The organism is Xanthobacter sp. SG618, assembly GCF_012932745.1.
Classification (GTDB): Bacteria; Pseudomonadota; Alphaproteobacteria; order Rhizobiales; family Xanthobacteraceae; genus Xanthobacter; species Xanthobacter flavus.
The window spans coordinates 1,056,704-1,071,390 of the sequence record NZ_JABBHL010000001.1 but is presented as its reverse complement, the minus strand read 5'-3'; the positions used below and the strand labels follow the sequence as shown (position 1 = coordinate 1,071,390).

Genomic DNA, 14,687 nt, shown 5'->3' with positions numbered 1-14,687 from the left:
TCTAAGCTCAGGAGCGCAGCGGCGACCAGGCCGGGTCCGAGCCATAGCTCGGGGTGGGCAGGCGCTGCTCGTTATAGCCGGTCACGTCCACGGTATAGAGGGACGGGCCGGAGGCGCCGCCGGGATCGCGGAAGAACATCAGCACGCGGCCGTTGGGGCAGAAGGTCGGACCTTCATTGTGGTAGCCCTCGGTGAGCACGCGCTCGCCGGAGCCGTCGGTGCGCATCACGCCGATGGCGAAGCGGCCTTCCGCCTGCCGCGTATAGGCGATCCAGTCGCCCTTGGGCGACCACACCGGCGTCGAGTAGCGGGCATTGCCGAAGGAAATGCGCTTGGCGCCGGAGCCATCCGCATTCATCACATAGATCTGCGAGGTACCGCCGCGGTCGCTCTCGAAGCAGATTTGCCGGCCGTCCGGCGAATAGCAGGGGGCGGTATCGATGGCCGCCGTATCGGTGAGGCGGGTGGTGGCGCGCGAGCGCAGGTCCATGACGAAGATGTTCGAGTTGCCGCCCTGCTGGAGGCTCATGATCACCTTCTGCCCGTCCGGCGCGAAGCGGGGTGAGAAGCTCATGCCGGGGAAGTTGCCGACGATCTCCCGCTGGCCGGTCTCGATATTGAGCAGGAACACCTTGGGATCACCCTGCCCGTAGGACATGTAGGTGATTTCCTGGCTGGTGGGCGAGAAACGGGGCGTCAGCACCAGGCTGTCGCCTCGGGTGAGATAGCTCACATTGGCGCCGTCCTGGTCCATGATGGCGAGGCGCTTGATGCGGCGCTCCTTCGGCCCGCTCTCGTCCACGAAGACGATGCGCGTGTCGAAATAGCCCTTCTCGCCGGTCATCTTCTCATAAATGGCGTCGGCGACGATGTGGGCGATGCGGCGCCAGTTCTCCGGCTGCGCCACGAACTGCTGGGCGGCGAGCTGCTGGCCGGCGAACACATCCCACAGGCGGAACACCACCTGCACCCGCCCGTCCGCCTGCCGCGTGACGCGGCCGGTGAGCAGGGCCTGGGCGTTGATGACGCGCCAATCCTGGAAGCGGGGCGTATCGGGGTTGGTGATCTGCTCGACGAAGGCCTTCGGATCGATGGGCGCGAACAGGCCGCAGCGGCGCAGGTCCGAGGTGATGACGCCGGAGATGTTGCGCCCCAGCTCCGGCTCGCCCAGCAGGTCGGTGATGGCGATAGGGATCGGCTTGAAGGCGCCGGGCGTGATCTCGATGCGCGCGGCCTGGGCATGGGCCGCGCCGAAGCCGCCATGGAGTATCCCCGCGGCGCAGGCAGCCATGCCCGTCATCAGGAAGGCGCGGCGGCCGAGCCCACGCGCCAGCGTCCCGCCGAGGGGCGAGGCGCCAGCGTGAATATCATCGAGTGGGCGCTGGGAGTTTTCCGGGCGTCCGGACCGCGTCATTTTATCCTCGTTCTCTTCGGGGCCGGGCGGCGCCGCGTGCCGGCGAACCGGGGGCGCCGGCCTCTCTATTGGCTGAACATCTTGTCGCTGAGGGTGATGCCGAGGGTCTTCCACTGGGCATACTTCTCAGGCCGGAACATCTTGTAGGGCTGGCACTGGGTGATGGCGCGCACACCGATGCTCGCCACCGCCTGGAACGTGGGGTTGGACGCGCCCGACTGGCCGGGCACCACGCGGGGCGTCGCCGAAAGCGTGCCGTCCTGGTTGAAGGAAATGTCCACGTCCACCAGCGTCGGTGCGTTGAGGTTGCCGGGAATCTCGGTCCAGCAATCGCGCAACCGGCGCTTGAAGGCGTCGATCTCGCTCACGCTGAGCGTCGCCGCCTGTCCGTTCGGCACGCCGATGGAGGAGGTGTTGGAAATCTCGTTCGCGCTCGCCACCTGGCGGGTGGGCGTGCGCTTGTCGATCAGCTGCTTGATCTGGTCGGTGTTGAACTCGCGCGGCTGGGCGTTGGCCTCGATGGGCTTCGGCGTCTCGCGCGGCGGCGCGGGCTTCTTCGGCGGCAGCGGCGGGGCAGCATCGGCCTTCGCCTGATCTTGCGGCTGCTCCTGCTTCTTCGGCTCGTTCTTCAGCGCCACCTCTGCCGTTTCCTTGGGCGGGGGCGCCTGCTCGGCCTTCTGCTGGGTCTGCTGCTCGGCCTTTTGGGGCGGCGGGGGCGGCGGCGGGGGAGGAGGGGTGGTCGCCTCCACCGGCGGCTTGTCGCTGACCTTCAGCTTGGGGTCTTCCACCGGGGTCGGCGGGGCGACCTTTTCGGCCACCTGCTTGGGCTTTTCGGTCTTCTGTCCGCTGGTGAGGCCGCGGGTGAGCTTGGTGTAGTCGGAGGCCGAGATCACATCCACGGGCACAGTCTCGGTCATCGGCTCAAGCGTCTTCACCCCGGAGAAAGACACCAGGGTCAGAGCGAGCACGCCCACATGGAGCGCCGTCGATGCCGCGAGGCTGCTGCGCATGGGATTGATGGTTCAGCCCCCCTGCTCGACTTCGGTGACCAGGGCCACCTTCTTGAAACCCGCCCCCGAAAGGCGGCCCATGACACGCATGATCTGTCCGTAATTGGCGTTCTTGTCGCCGCGGACGAAGATGCGCTCCTCGAAGCCGCCGCGTGCCTGCGTCACCGCTTGCAACTTCGAGACCAGATCCTCGTACTTGATCTCGCTGTCGCCGAGATAGATCTGCCCGTTGGGCCGCACCGAGAGGGTGATCGGCTCCTTGTTGTCCTGGTTCACCGCGCTCGCCTGCGTCTGCGGCAGGTCGATGGGCACGCCCACCGTGAGCAGCGGCGCCGCCACCATGAAGATGATGAGCAGCACCAGCATGACGTCCACCATGGGCGTCACGTTGATCTCGGCCATGACAGGGGCGGCGCGCCGGCGCGAGCGCCGGCTCTGCCAACCTGCTGCCCCTCCGCCCGACATGCCCATGGTTCAGCCCCGCTCGTCGATCTGGCGCGAGAGGATGGCGGAGAACTCGTCCGCGAAACCCTCTAGCCGCTGGGCCTGGCGCCCGACCTGGGAAATGAACTTGTTGTAGAAAATCGTCGCGGGGATGGCGGCAATGAGGCCCATCGCGGTCGCGAACAGCGCCTCCGCAATGCCCGGCGCCACCACGGCGAGCGAAGTATTCTTGGATGCGGCGATGGACTGGAACGAGGTCATGATGCCCCAGACCGTGCCGAACAGGCCGACGAACGGGCCGGCCGAGCCAACGGTCGCGAGCACCAGCAGGCTGTTCTCCAGCCGCTCCACCTCGCGGGCGATGGTGACGTTCATCACCTTGTCGAGCCGCTGGTTCAGGCCGGCGAGGGAGCGCGCGCCGCCCTCATAGGTGCGCTTCCACTCGCGCATGGCGGCGACGAAGATGGCGGCCATGCCGTGGTTGGAGCGCCCCGCGAGGGTGCGGTAGAGGTCTTCGAGGCTCTGGCCGGACCAGAACACCTGCTCGAAGCGGTCCATCTCCCGCTTGTTGCGCGAGAACAGCATCCACTTGTTGATGATGATGGCCCAGACCCAGATCGAGGAGACGATCAGGCCGATCATCACCAGCTTGACCACGATGTGGGCTTGCAGGAACAGGCCGAGGAAGGAGAAGTCGGCGGCCGGCGGCGGCACGGCGCTGCCGATCGGATCCTGGGCGAGCGCGGGCAGGGTACCGAGAAGGAGGAGGCCCACCGCCGTGGCGATCGCCGGCGTCAGGCGGGAAACGGTGCCGGTGCGGCTCGTCACATCAATCATCCTCGGCTCCGCGGCGCACTCCTCAAGGAGGGGCCGCTTCTGCGCTCGGGAGGGGGCGTACCCGCCCGGAGCATCCGGCTCCCGCCTCGGCTTGAGGCCGCGCGGGTTTCGAGCGCCGGACGTCACATTCAAAGTTCGCGGGCCCTTTGAACGGGCGAAACTGTCCAAACTTTGACGGGCGTGCCGGTCTGCGCTGCGGTGCGAAGGCGCCGCAGCCCGGTGAAGCTGTGCATGAACGCGCTTAATGCGGCGTTAGCGCAGCGCCGTGGCGGTAACGAAAGTCGCGATTTCCCAAGCGTCAGCGGCGGATTTCGCCGAGCGCCTCGGCCTCGCGGGCATCCGCGAGGGTCGCCTGACGCAGGGAATCAGGGATGCGCTTGGCGCGGCCCTCGGAGACGAAGGCCACCCGCACCGTGGCGGAGACCAAGAGTTCCTCCCCGCGCTTCACCTGCTGAAGCAGGGTGATGGAGGCACCCGCGACATCCTTGGAGAGAGTGACGATCTGCAGCACGTCGTCGATGCGCGCGGGCTTCAGGAAGTCGATCTGCATGGCGCGCACGACGAAATGGAAGCCGGGGGCTTCTTCCGCCGCCTGCGCGAAGAGTTCGCCCTGCACCACGCCCAGAAGCCGCATGTAGTCGGAACGGCCGCGCTCCATGAAGCGCAGATAGTTGGCGTGATAGACGATGCCGGAGAAATCCGTGTCCTCGTAATAGACGCGCACGTCCAGCGCATGGCCGCCGGGAATGAGGCGGCCGGCGAGGTGGAGGCTCGTATCGGACGGTGAGGGAGTCGGACGCTCGATCATGGCGCCTCCCATAAACGAGACCGCGCCCCTTGTGAACAAAGGGCGCGGTTCGGCCGGTACGGAACCTGGGGGGCGTTGGCGACCATACCGACGTTCTTGACCGGCAGTCCTGCCGGTATTTCGGTCAGCCGTTGCTGGAGGCGTCCGGCTGCGGCTCGTTGGCGCGGCGGCGGCGCTCGGCCATGAACTGGTCGAACTCGGCCTTGTCCTTGGCCTGACGCAGGCGATCGAGGAAGTCGCGGAACTCCTTCTGCTCCTCTTCGAGGCGGCGCAGCGTGTCCTGGCGATATTCATCGAAGGCGCGGTTGCCGCTGGAGGGAGCCGAACGGGTCCAGCATCCAAAGCCCTTCATCGTCTCTCCTCCCCGTTCCTGCCAGCGGGCGAAGCTGCGTTTGCCGCATCCGAACCGTCCGCTGCCGATGGCAAAGGCGAGGATGGCGAGGCCCAGCGGCCACCAGGCCATGAAGCCCAGCACCGTGAGCGCGATCCACGCCGGTTTACCGTAGCTGTCGAGCTTGTAAGCGAGCTCCATGGCTGTCGTTCCCGGTTAATGTAAATAACATTCACATAGATAGGTCGCAGGGTGCTTCTTGTCAATGGGCGCCTGCCGCGACCTCACTCGGAGGGGGCGCCGAGGCCCTTCAGATAGACGAGGAATCCGGCCTCAAGAAGGTCGTCCGGGTCCATGGGCAGCTTCCGCCGTCCGCCATCGGCGCGACCGAAAAGCGAGGCGATGCCATGAGCGAGGGACCAGGTGTGCAGCGCCACCATCAGCGCCGGCGGACGGCCGGGGCCGGGAATGTGAGAGACCAGAACTTCGGCGGCCTCGCGCAATGCGCCGAAGGCCTTGTCCCCCGCCTGCTTCAAACCCTCGTGACGATCGGGGGAGAGGCCGGATTCAAACATGGCCACATATTCCGCCGGCCGGCTTCGGGCGAAGGCCAGATAGGCGCGGCCGACCCGCTCGAACGCTTCGGAGGCCTTGGGGCGACCGCCTTGCCAGGCCGCCTGCAAGGTCTCGGTCAGCCGCTCGAACCCTGCGGTGGCAACGGCTGCGAGCAGTTCGTCCCGGTCGCGGAAATGGCGGTAGGGGGCGGCGGGGCTCACGCCCGCGCGGCGGGCCGCCTCGGCGAAGGTGAAGCCGGCAACGCCCTTTTCGGCCACGAGGTCGAGCGCGGCCTGCATCAGGGCTTCCCGCAGGTTGCCGTGATGGTAGGAGCGCGTTTCGCCGTTCCGGGTCCAGCTCATGTCAATGTGCTTTACATTCCGCGCGGGCTGCCGTCGACTCGTCCGTCACTCGCCTTCGTCGAACAGCGGCATCTGCTTGACGGACGGCGGCTCCGAAAGCCCGAGGTGCCGGAAGGCGGCGCCGGTGAGCATCCGCCCGCGCGGCGTGCGCTGGATGAAGCCCTGCTGCACGAGGAAGGGCTCGACAATCTCCTCGATGGCGTCGCGCGGCTCCGACAGGGCGGCGGCGAGCGTGTCCACGCCCACCGGGCCGCCGCCGTAGAATTCGGCGATCACCGTGAGATAGCGCCGGTCCATGGCATCGAGGCCGGCGGCGTCCACCTCCAGCGCGAGAAGGGCGCGGTCGGCGATCTTGCGGTCGATGCGCTCCGCTTCCGCCACCAGCGCGAAATCGCGCACGCGCCGGAGCAGCCGGCCGGCGATGCGCGGGGTTCCGCGCGCCCGGCGGGCGATTTCGGTGGCGCCGTCCGGGGCGATGGCGATGCCCATCACCCGCGCCCCGCGCACCACGATCTTCTCCAGTTCCTCCACCGTGTAGAACTGGAGGCGCACGGGAATGCCGAAGCGGTCGCGCAGCGGCGTGGTCAGCAGGCCGGAGCGGGTGGTGGCGCCCACCAGCGTGAATTTCGGCAGCGAGATCTTCACCGAGCGGGCGGCGGGGCCTTCTCCGATCACGAGATCCAGCTCGTAGTCCTCCATGGCCGGATAGAGGATTTCCTCCACGGCGGGGGAGAGGCGGTGAATCTCGTCGATGAAGAGCACGTCGCGCTCTTCGAGATTGGTGAGGATGGCGGCAAGGTCGCCCGCTTTGGCGATCACCGGGCCGGAGGTGGAGCGGAAGCCCACCCCCATCTCGCGCGACATGATCTGCGCCAGCGTGGTCTTTCCGAGGCCGGGCGGCCCCACGAACAGCACGTGGTCCAGCGCCTCGCCGCGCGCCCGCGCCGCCTTGATGAAGATTTCCAGATTGGCGCGCGCCTGCGCCTGGCCGACAAACTCCGACAGGAGTTGCGGGCGCAGGGTGGAATCGGCGGCATCATCGCCGCGCTTTTCGCCCGAGAGGAGGCGGGTGTTCATGACGAGAGCCTTGCGCTCCTCGGGACCAGCGACTCGCGCGACTGTAGTGCCTGCCGGCCGGGTACGGAAGGGGAACGGACCGGCCCGGCGTGATCTGGATTAATGCGCGCGCGGGCCGCACGTGGAAAGCTGCCGCCTCCACCTCAGGAGGTCGCCATGGGCCGTGCCATGAAGGAGCTTCCGCTCGCGGAGGTCTATAAGCTGATCGAACCGGGGCCGGTGGTCCTGCTCACGACGGCGGCGCGGGGGCGGGCCAACGTCATGGCCATGTCCTGGCACATGATGGTGGAGTTCACCCCGCCGCTGATCGCCTGCATCGTCTCCTCCGCCGATTTCAGCTTCAGGGCGCTGCGCACCACGAAGGAATGCGTTATCGCCATTCCCGCCGTGGCGCTGGCGGAGAAGGTAGTGGCCGTGGGCAACTGCTCCGGCGAAGAGGTGGACAAGTTCTCCACCGTCGGGCTCACGGCCGTTCCCGCGGCGCTGGTTCGGGCGCCGCTGGTGGCCGAGTGCTTCGCCAACCTTGAATGCCGGGTGGTGGAGACACGCCTCGTCAACCGCTTCAACCTGTTCGTGCTGGAAGTGGTGAAGGCGTGGCGCGACCCGGCGCAGAAGGCGCCGCGCACCATTCACCATCGCGGCTACGGCACCTTCTCGGTCGATGGCGAGGAAGTGAAGATCGCCTCGCGCATGCCCTGATCGGCCTACTTGGCCAGTTCCTTGAGCCCGAGGCGGATCAGCGTCTCGGTCTTTGCGTCCTCACCGGCCGAGCGCAAAGCGGCGGCGATGGCGGCGTTGGCCTGGGGCGCGCCATAGCCGAGATTGACGAGGGCGGACATCGCATCTGCTGCCGCGCCTCCGGCGACCGGGGCCGCCGCCGGGGCGCCGCCGATGTCGGCGAGGGAAACCGAGCCCGCGCCGAAGCCGGGCATCTTGTCCTTCAGCTCGGTGATGATGCGGGTGGCGACCCGTGGCCCGACGCCCGGGGCGCGCGCGACGGTCGTCTTGTCGCCCAGCGCGATAGCCTGCGTCAGCTCCGAGGCGGTGAGGGTGGAGAGCACCGCCAGAGCCGTCTTGGTGCCGATGCCCTGCACCCCTTGCAGCAGGCGGAACCAGTCCCGCTCCGCCGCCGAGGCGAAGCCGAACAGGCGGATCGCATCCTCCCGCACATGGGTCTCGATGAACAGCGCCGCCGCCTCGCCCGCCCGCGGAAGGGCGGAGAGGGTGCGGCCGGAGCAATGGACGAGATAGCCCACGCCGTGCACGTCGATGATGGCGTGGTCCTCGTTCAGTTCGTCCACCACGCCTTTGAGCTTCCCGATCATGTGCGACCCTTCAGCCCGTGGCTGCGGTGAAAAAGACGAAGGTGGCGAGCGCGCCGAGGCCGGTGCGAACCATATGCAGCTGCCCCCAATTGGCGATGAGCCGGCGCGTGTGCGGCCCGGCCTCTTCTTCCCGCGCGCCCATGAGCGCCCGGTTGGTGGGCATGATGCCGACCAGCGTGAACGGCCAGTTGGCGAGCATCAGCACCGCGCCGGCGAGCCAGCGCCAGTCATTGTCCGTGGCGAAGGCGGCGGCGCCCAGCAGGGCGCCAGCCAAAGCCAGCGTCGCCTGCATGGCGAAGCCGCGCCGATAGGCCGGCTTCCATTGGGCCAGCGCCGCGCCATCCGGCAGCATCAGCCGCGCCGGCTGCTCCACCGCATTGATATAGAAGGCGGCGCCGGTGAAGACGGCCGCCGTGACGAGCGCCAGCTGTCCATAGATCATGGCGAGCATCCCCTGGGGTCGCCGGGGAGTTTACAGCGCCGCGCGCGCACGCGCAGCCGCACCGCGATGGTGGGCGTGCGTGATGGCGATGGCGAGGGCGTCGGAGGCGTCGTCGGTCTCGGGCGTCGCCTTCGGCAGGAGGATGCCGATCATCATGCGCACCTGCGCCTTTTCGGCCCGGCCGGCGCCCACCACGCTCTTCTTCACCAGCAGCGGCGCGTATTCGGCGACAGGCAGCCCCATCTGCGCCGGGGCCAGCATGACGACGCCGCGCGCCTGGCCGAGCTTCAGGGTCGATGACGGGTTCATGTTCACGAACGTCTCCTCCACCGCCGCCTCGGCCGGGGCGAAGCGCAGGAGAACATCCACCAGACCGCGATGCAGGAAGGCCAGCCGCTCGGCCATCTCGCCCGCCTCGGGGGGGAGGATGGTGCCGCAGGCGACGAAGGAGAGGCGCGAGCCCAGCACGTCGATGACGCCCCAGCCCGTGCGGCGAAGGCCCGGGTCGAGGCCGAGGATGCGAATCGCGTTCAGGTCCATGGGGCCAAGGTGCGCCAGCGGGCGAACCGGGGAAAGGGGATGCCGGGAGACCGGCACCCCATCCCTCAGCGCGTGGTGCCGGCGGAGCTTGCGACCCGCGTCGCAGCCTTGGCCGGGGCGGCACCGGCCACCACATCGGGGGCCTGCTCCTGCCATTCCGGCTTGATGGTCACCGTATTGGCGGCGGCCACCGGCGTCGCGGGAACGAAGGCGGTGGAGGCCTGCTGGGCCTTGGCCAGCACGGCGGGATCGGCGTCGCGGCTCAGGATGTCGCGCTTGCGGGCGCTGTCCTCGTCGCCCTGACGGGCGGCGAGATCGAGCCACTTCCAGGCTTCCGCTGCGTCGGCGCTCACGCCGAGGCCTCGGGCATAGATGACGCCCAGATTGTACTGGCTGTCGCGATGGCCGAGATCGGCGGCGGAGCGGAACCATTTGAGCGCGCCGGCCCAGTCCGGCTTGCCGTTGAGGCCCGGCAGGGTGCCCTCGGACAGAAGCATGGCGAGAGCGTGCATGGCCCGCACGTTCCCCTGCTCGGCGGCCCAGGTGTAGAAGCGTCGCGCCTCGCCCATGTCCTTGCCGGCCGACTCATAGAGTGCGCCAAGCCTGAGGGCGGCCGGGGCGGAGCCCCGCTGCACCGCATAGCCGAGCCATTTGGTGGCGGCATCGAGATCGACGTCGGTGCCGCGACCTTCCGCATAGCGGCCGGCGACGAGGAAGGCGGCGGCGGGATCGCCGTCGCGGGCGGCTGTCTGCAAGGCTGACGGGCCGATGGCCGGCGGCAGTTCGGTCGGGGTCACCCCGGCGACGGCGGGCGCGGCGAGCCGGCGCAGGGCTTCGGTCAGGCCGGTGACGATCTCCGGCCCGTTGCGCACGGCCATGCCCACGCTGAGGCCGGTGAAGACGGTGGTCGCACCCGCAATCAGGGCCACCATGGCAATGTGGCGGCGCCGCGCGAACAGGCTGGCGAACACACCCGGCGTGTGCGGGCGGCGTTCGCGGGCCTTCTCGGTCTTGCGGGGACGCTTCTCGACGCGCGGACGCTCCTCCTCCGCTTCCTTTGCGTGCGCGGGGGGCGTGCCCCAGTCGACGCGGCGGTTCGGGCGCGGCCACGGCACATCGCTCGCGGCGGCGCGAAGGGTGCTTTCAAGCGGATCAGCCTCGGCGGCGTCGCCTGCGGGGCGATGTGGCGGCTGCGCCGCGGCATGGTCGGCGCGGGCCTGGGGTGCCGGCTGGTACTCCGGCTCCTGGTAGGCGGGCTCCTGGTAGGACTGGGGCTGGGGAGCCTGCTCATAGAGAGGCTCCTGATAATATCCCGGCTCCGGATATGCCGCCTCTTGATACGCGGCTTCGTGTGCCGGCGCCGTCCGGGGGGCATAGGTGCCGTCCCCTTCCTGCGCGAGGGCGACGGAAATGCTGTCGAGCTGCTGCTCCAGCTCGGTGGCGTAGAGCTCGCCGGCCCGGCGCTCCATCTCGTCCTGGCGGGCTTCGAGAGCGGCAAGACCGCGCTTCAAGCCGAGCACGGCGGAACCGTCCGGATGGTCCGACACCTTGGCCGCGACGGCTGCGGCGGCCTCATTGGCGACCGAGCGGGTATCCTCGCGGACATTGCGGACTTCTTCGCTGAGGCGCCGGAGGCCCGATTCGATCTCGTCGAGCCGGCCAAGCCGGTCATGGGCCTGACGCAGCTGGTCCGACAGGCCGGACAGGTGCCGCTCCATGGCATCGACGAGCGGATTGCCCGACCGGCCGTTCTCCTCCGCCGCGGCGAGACGCGCCGTGATGGCGCCGAGCCGCTGAGAGATTTCAAGGCCGAGCGCCGGCGAGACGCTCGCCGCCTGATCGGAAATCTGCCCGGACATCTGATCGAGCCGGGCGTGGACGCCGTTGAGCGATTCGAGAAGGGAGGTGCGCAGGTGTTCGCTTGCCTGCGCATCGCCAGCGCGGCCGCGCGCCTCCACCTCGGCGAAGCGCCGCAGGAGGGCATCGGCATTGCGCTCGAAATCGCCGGCCGCCTCGGTGAGACGCCGGGCTGCCTGTTCGCCGGCGAGGGCGACGCCCTCGGCGCAGGCGCCGAGCCGCTGGGCCAGCTTCGCCATGGCGTCCTGTCCCTGCGGACTGGTGACGAGGCGCTGCACGAGGTCGCGCATCTCGTTCATCTGGCTCTGGAGGCGGGCGACTTCCACCGGGTCCACGGCGCGGGCGCCGAGAAGGTCGATCTTGCGGCCGAGGGCATCGATGCCCGATTCGACCACCTTGAAGCGTTCGCCAAAGCGCTCGTTGCGACCCACCTGGCCCAGGCTGTCGCGGATGGAGGCGAGCTCGTCGAGGATTGCCTGGTCCGCCCCATCTCGCGTTGCGCCCGCCTCGCGCAGGTCATCGACGCGGCGGGAGAGAAGGGTGATGGCGCGGTCCATCTCGGTGACGGCCCGCTTGGGGGCTGCCGTCGCCAGACGCTCACGCAGGATGCCGATTTCTCCGCGCAGGGCCTCGATGGCCGAGGCGGGGAGATCGAAGACGTCCCATGCGGGGACGTCCGGATGATCGGCCTGCGCATGGGGATCGAAGCCGTGATGGCTTTCGAAGCCCGGGCGTGTCCGGGCCGTGCGCTCAAAACGCTCCATTCCGGCCTCCCGCGGGGCGAACGGACGACCTTGAGGTGTCAAAGTACCATGCCCCGATTCGGTGATGTCCTCAGCTCAGAATCTGGGATCAAGGTAAATTGCCGGTTAATCATGCGCGCCGCGGTGCGGCGGGGATCTGGCGGTTACGGGCGGCACAGGTGGACGCTCTCGCCGGGTCGAGAGTGCATTGCGGCGAAATCTGGCCGCATCTTCCGTCGCGATTTTCATTGCCTGCAGACCGGGTAGCGCGCCCCTACGTCCGGGCTATCTGTTCGGCACCCTCCGCTGCGGCAACCTGAGAGAGCTTAAGCGGTACTGTTTGAGCAACAAGTGCGTCTGCCTAAGTCTATGATTTTATAGACTTGTAACTGTTACTTTCCCCTACGGTAGCCCCTAGAACCTCCCCACGGCAGCGGCGCGACGGTAGGCATAGTGGCGCTGCGGCACCTCGGGCTTCGGGCTGATCATTTCCAGCCCGCCGAGACAGCCGGTTCCGCTCTTGGGGAGCGCACGTGACGTGCGTGGGGGAGCGCGGCGACCACGACATGATCGTCACCGGCCATCGTCCGCGCCACGGACTGTATGGCGATAAGGGGAATAGAGGCATGGACGCCAACACGTTCGAGAAGACTTTCGACCACGGACTGGGATCCGTCGTTCCTTCGCAGGCCCATGTGGCTACCGAGGGCTACCGCGAGGGCGTGGTCTTCACCATCGGCGACCTCTCCCGCGAGTTCGGGATCACCCTGCGCGCCCTGCGCTTCTACGAGGACAAGGGCCTCATCTCTCCCCGCCGTGATGGCATGACCCGGCTTTATTCCGAATCCGATCGCAAGCGTTTGGCTGTGATCCTGAAGGGCAAGCACCTCGGCTTCACCCTCGGGGAGATTCGGGCTCTGGTCGCGGCCCATGAAGGTGGCGAGACCGAGCTGTCTCTGTCGCGCGATCGCTGCCTGTCGCAGATCGCCCAGCTCGAGCGTCAGCGCGGCGAGATCGACACCGCCATCGCCGAGCTGAAGTCCATGGCCACGGCGTTCGCCGCCTGAGGCCGAAGGAGAGGCGGTGATGCCGCCTCTCAAGAGACCTGAATGCGAGCGGCCCGGCCTTGCCGGGCGCTCATTTTATAAAAAACCGGGGCCGGATCAGGCGCTCAGCTTCGCCAGCAGAGCGTCGGACAGCTCGAAATTGGCGGTGACGGTCTGCACGTCGTCATTGTCCTCGAGGGTCTCGACGAGGCGCATGAGCTTCTCGCCGGTCTCGTCGTCCACCGCGACGGTGTTCTGTGGCCGCCAGATGAGGGCGGCCTTGCTCGGCTCGCCGAACTTCTGTTCCAGCGCCCGCTGCACTTCGGCCAGGTTGTCCGCCGCGCAGATCACCTCGTGGCCATCCTCGCTGGAGGACACGTCGTCCGCGCCGGCCTCGATGGCCGCTTCCATCATGGTGTCGGCGTCCGCCTTGTTGGCGGCATACTCGATGCGCCCCACACGGTCGAACATGAAGGACACCGCGCCGGTTTCGGCGAGGTTGCCGCCCGACTTGGTGAAGTAGGAGCGGACTTCCGACGCTGTGCGGTTGCGGTTGTCGGTGAGCGCCTCGACGATCACGGCGACGCCGCCGGGGCCGTAGCCCTCATAGCGAATCTCGTCGTAATTCTCGGTATCTGCACCGGACGCCTTCTTGATGGCGCGGTCGATATTGTCCTTGGGCATGTTCTCGGCGCGGGCCGCGAGGATGGCGGCGCGCAGGCGCGCGTTCATGTTGGGATCCGGCAGGCCCATCTTGGCCGAGACCGTGATTTCGCGCGCCAGCTTGGAGAACAGCTTGGAGCGCATCGCGTCCTGCCGCCCCTTGCGGTGCATGATGTTCTTGAATTGTGAATGCCCGGCCATGGCCACCGTCCCGTTGTGCGGACCCGCCCCGCGCCCCGCGCAAGCGGCGCCGCCCGGACCGATCCTGTTGACTGGATCGGGCCTTATAGGCGGCCCGACGGGAAAAGGGCAAGGAAGCGGGTGCAGCATGGCGCGGCCGCACGTTTCCTGCCGCTAGGGCAGGGGGCGTCAGTCCCAGAAGGTCGGCCGGGACGGCTCCAGGCCGGCGCCGAGGCGCACGGCCGCCACCTTCACCGCAAGGCCGGTCCGGTCGTCCGTCTCCACCGCAACGCCGGACAGCGCCGCCGGGCCGGACGCCGGCTCGAACCGGCCGGAGGCGAGCTTGCGGGTGAAGCGCCGCAGCGGCTCTTCCTTGTCCATGCCGATCACGCCGTCATAGGCACCGCACATGCCCGCGTCGGTCATGTAGGCGGTGCCGCCGGAGAGGATGCGGTAATCGGCGGTGGGGACATGGGTGTGGGTGCCCACCACGAGGGAGGCGCGGCCGTCACAGAAATGACCGATGGCCTGCTTCTCGCTGGTGGTTTCGGCGTGAACGTCCACCACGATGGCATCCACCATCTCGCCCAGCGTGGCTCCGTCCAGCGCCCGGTCGAGCCCGGCGAAGGGATCGTCGAGCGGGTCCATGAAGATACGGCCCATGACATTCAACACCAGCACCCGCGCACCGTTGCGCGCCTCCACCAGCGTGGCGCCGCGGCCGGGGGTGCCGGGCGGATAGTTCAGCGGACGGACCAGGGCGGGGGCGCGCTCGATAAAGACGAGGGCGTCGCGCTGGTCGAAGGCGTGGTTGCCGAGGGTGATGGCGTCGGCGCCGGCGGCGCGCAGTTCGTCATAGATCGCCTCGGTGATGCCGAAGCCGCCGGCGGCATTCTCGCCATTCACCACAACGAGATCGAGGGACCATTGGGCGACGAGGCCCGGCAGGTGCGACACGACGCATTCGCGGCCCGAGCGGCCGACGACATCGCCAAGAAACAGAATGCGCATGAACTTTTCCGGCAGGCACGAACGAGGGGCAGCGGGCGGGCG

General features: G+C 68.2%; 16 protein-coding genes. 2 read left to right on the top strand and 14 right to left on the bottom strand.

Translation table 11 applies throughout. The annotated features are described in order from the left end of the window. Positions 1–7: 7 nt before the first annotated feature. The 8 genes from tolB to ruvB form a co-directional block, all read right to left on the bottom strand. Entirely contained in the window at positions 8–1,300 is a 1,293-nt protein-coding gene (tolB, locus tag FHT36_RS05090; RefSeq protein ID WP_169121515.1) for a Tol-Pal system beta propeller repeat protein TolB, read from the bottom strand. A 179-nt stretch (positions 1,301–1,479) separates the two neighbouring features. Then, the gene (locus FHT36_RS05085; protein ID WP_169121368.1) at positions 1,480–2,424 is read right to left on the bottom strand and encodes a cell envelope biogenesis protein TolA; all 945 of its coding nucleotides are present in this window, start codon (positions 2,422–2,424) and stop codon (positions 1,480–1,482) included. 12 nt (positions 2,425–2,436) lie between these two features. Next, positions 2,437–2,895 carry a protein TolR gene (gene tolR, locus FHT36_RS05080; protein ID WP_029557868.1) on the bottom strand — a complete coding sequence of 153 codons (459 nt, stop codon included), beginning with the start codon at positions 2,893–2,895 and terminating at the stop codon, positions 2,437–2,439. A gap of 3 nt (positions 2,896–2,898) precedes the next feature. Further along, positions 2,899–3,705, bottom strand: coding sequence for a protein TolQ (gene tolQ, locus FHT36_RS05075; protein WP_169121367.1), 807 nt, complete (start codon positions 3,703–3,705; stop codon positions 2,899–2,901). 298 nt (positions 3,706–4,003) lie between these two features. Further along, complete coding sequence (ybgC, locus tag FHT36_RS05070; protein WP_169121366.1) at positions 4,004–4,513, bottom strand: tol-pal system-associated acyl-CoA thioesterase; 510 nt, start codon at positions 4,511–4,513, stop codon at positions 4,004–4,006. 124 nt (positions 4,514–4,637) lie between these two features. After that, positions 4,638–5,045, bottom strand: coding sequence for a DUF2852 domain-containing protein (locus tag FHT36_RS05065; RefSeq protein WP_169121365.1), 408 nt, complete (start codon positions 5,043–5,045; stop codon positions 4,638–4,640). Between the two features lie 83 nt (positions 5,046–5,128). Next, on the bottom strand, positions 5,129–5,761 hold the full coding sequence (locus FHT36_RS05060; protein WP_169121364.1) for a TetR/AcrR family transcriptional regulator: 633 nt from the start codon (positions 5,759–5,761) through the stop codon (positions 5,129–5,131). Positions 5,762–5,806: 45 nt separating this feature from the next. Next, complete coding sequence (ruvB, locus tag FHT36_RS05055) at positions 5,807–6,838, bottom strand: Holliday junction branch migration DNA helicase RuvB (protein WP_169121363.1); 1,032 nt, start codon at positions 6,836–6,838, stop codon at positions 5,807–5,809. 168 nt (positions 6,839–7,006) lie between these two features. Between ruvB and FHT36_RS05050 the strand changes: the two genes are divergently transcribed. Then, positions 7,007–7,537: a flavin reductase family protein gene (locus FHT36_RS05050; RefSeq protein ID WP_169121514.1), complete on the top strand. Its 531-nt coding sequence runs from the start codon at positions 7,007–7,009 to the stop codon at positions 7,535–7,537. A gap of 5 nt (positions 7,538–7,542) precedes the next feature. Here FHT36_RS05050 and ruvA read toward each other — a convergent pair whose 3' ends face one another. The 4 genes from ruvA to FHT36_RS05030 all read right to left on the bottom strand — a co-directional run bounded on the left by ruvA (position 7,543) and on the right by FHT36_RS05030 (position 11,766). Then, positions 7,543–8,163, bottom strand: a complete 621-nt coding sequence (ruvA, locus tag FHT36_RS05045; protein WP_169121362.1) for a Holliday junction branch migration protein RuvA — start codon at positions 8,161–8,163, stop codon at positions 7,543–7,545. A 10-nt stretch (positions 8,164–8,173) separates the two neighbouring features. Further along, positions 8,174–8,605 carry a DUF1772 domain-containing protein gene (locus tag FHT36_RS05040; protein WP_081762672.1) on the bottom strand — a complete coding sequence of 144 codons (432 nt, stop codon included), beginning with the start codon at positions 8,603–8,605 and terminating at the stop codon, positions 8,174–8,176. A 30-nt stretch (positions 8,606–8,635) separates the two neighbouring features. Continuing rightward, positions 8,636–9,145: a crossover junction endodeoxyribonuclease RuvC gene (ruvC, locus tag FHT36_RS05035; RefSeq protein WP_024279740.1), complete on the bottom strand. Its 510-nt coding sequence runs from the start codon at positions 9,143–9,145 to the stop codon at positions 8,636–8,638. Between the two features lie 65 nt (positions 9,146–9,210). Further along, positions 9,211–11,766, bottom strand: coding sequence for a tetratricopeptide repeat protein (locus FHT36_RS05030; RefSeq protein ID WP_169121361.1), 2,556 nt, complete (start codon positions 11,764–11,766; stop codon positions 9,211–9,213). A gap of 605 nt (positions 11,767–12,371) precedes the next feature. Here FHT36_RS05030 and FHT36_RS05025 point away from each other — a divergent pair. Continuing rightward, entirely contained in the window at positions 12,372–12,812 is a 441-nt protein-coding gene (locus tag FHT36_RS05025) for a MerR family DNA-binding transcriptional regulator (RefSeq protein WP_169121360.1), read from the top strand. A gap of 96 nt (positions 12,813–12,908) precedes the next feature. Here the strand turns inward: FHT36_RS05025 and FHT36_RS05020 are convergent, their stop codons facing one another. Further along, a complete protein-coding gene (locus FHT36_RS05020; RefSeq protein WP_169121359.1) occupies positions 12,909–13,655 on the bottom strand; it encodes a YebC/PmpR family DNA-binding transcriptional regulator in 747 nt (248 codons plus the stop codon). A 168-nt stretch (positions 13,656–13,823) separates the two neighbouring features. Beyond that, complete coding sequence (locus FHT36_RS05015) at positions 13,824–14,645, bottom strand: TIGR00282 family metallophosphoesterase (protein WP_169121358.1); 822 nt, start codon at positions 14,643–14,645, stop codon at positions 13,824–13,826. Between the last annotated feature and the right edge of the window lie 42 nt (positions 14,646–14,687).

Excerpts from the sequence above, each read along its gene's own strand:
- ruvC (WP_024279740.1), bottom strand. The coding sequence starts at position 9,145 with ATGGACCTGAACGCGATTCGCATCCTCGGCCTCGACCCGGGCCTTCGC.
- ruvB (WP_169121363.1), bottom strand. The coding sequence starts at position 6,838 with ATGAACACCCGCCTCCTCTCGGGCGAAAAGCGCGGCGATGATGCCGCC.
- FHT36_RS05025 (WP_169121360.1), top strand. The coding sequence starts at position 12,372 with ATGGACGCCAACACGTTCGAGAAGACTTTCGACCACGGACTGGGATCC.
- FHT36_RS05065 (WP_169121365.1), bottom strand. The coding sequence starts at position 5,045 with ATGGAGCTCGCTTACAAGCTCGACAGCTACGGTAAACCGGCGTGGATC.
- FHT36_RS05040 (WP_081762672.1), bottom strand. The coding sequence starts at position 8,605 with ATGATCTATGGACAGCTGGCGCTCGTCACGGCGGCCGTCTTCACCGGC.
- tolR (WP_029557868.1), bottom strand. The coding sequence starts at position 2,895 with ATGGGCATGTCGGGCGGAGGGGCAGCAGGTTGGCAGAGCCGGCGCTCG.
- FHT36_RS05030 (WP_169121361.1), bottom strand. The coding sequence starts at position 11,766 with ATGGAGCGTTTTGAGCGCACGGCCCGGACACGCCCGGGCTTCGAAAGC.
- tolQ (WP_169121367.1), bottom strand. The coding sequence starts at position 3,705 with ATGATTGATGTGACGAGCCGCACCGGCACCGTTTCCCGCCTGACGCCG.
- tolB (WP_169121515.1), bottom strand. The coding sequence starts at position 1,300 with ATGACGGGCATGGCTGCCTGCGCCGCGGGGATACTCCATGGCGGCTTC.
- ruvA (WP_169121362.1), bottom strand. The coding sequence starts at position 8,163 with ATGATCGGGAAGCTCAAAGGCGTGGTGGACGAACTGAACGAGGACCAC.
- FHT36_RS05085 (WP_169121368.1), bottom strand. The coding sequence starts at position 2,424 with ATGCGCAGCAGCCTCGCGGCATCGACGGCGCTCCATGTGGGCGTGCTC.
- FHT36_RS05050 (WP_169121514.1), top strand. The coding sequence starts at position 7,007 with ATGAAGGAGCTTCCGCTCGCGGAGGTCTATAAGCTGATCGAACCGGGG.
- FHT36_RS05015 (WP_169121358.1), bottom strand. The coding sequence starts at position 14,645 with ATGCGCATTCTGTTTCTTGGCGATGTCGTCGGCCGCTCGGGCCGCGAA.
- FHT36_RS05060 (WP_169121364.1), bottom strand. The coding sequence starts at position 5,761 with ATGAGCTGGACCCGGAACGGCGAAACGCGCTCCTACCATCACGGCAAC.
- ybgC (WP_169121366.1), bottom strand. The coding sequence starts at position 4,513 with ATGATCGAGCGTCCGACTCCCTCACCGTCCGATACGAGCCTCCACCTC.
- FHT36_RS05020 (WP_169121359.1), bottom strand. The coding sequence starts at position 13,655 with ATGGCCGGGCATTCACAATTCAAGAACATCATGCACCGCAAGGGGCGG.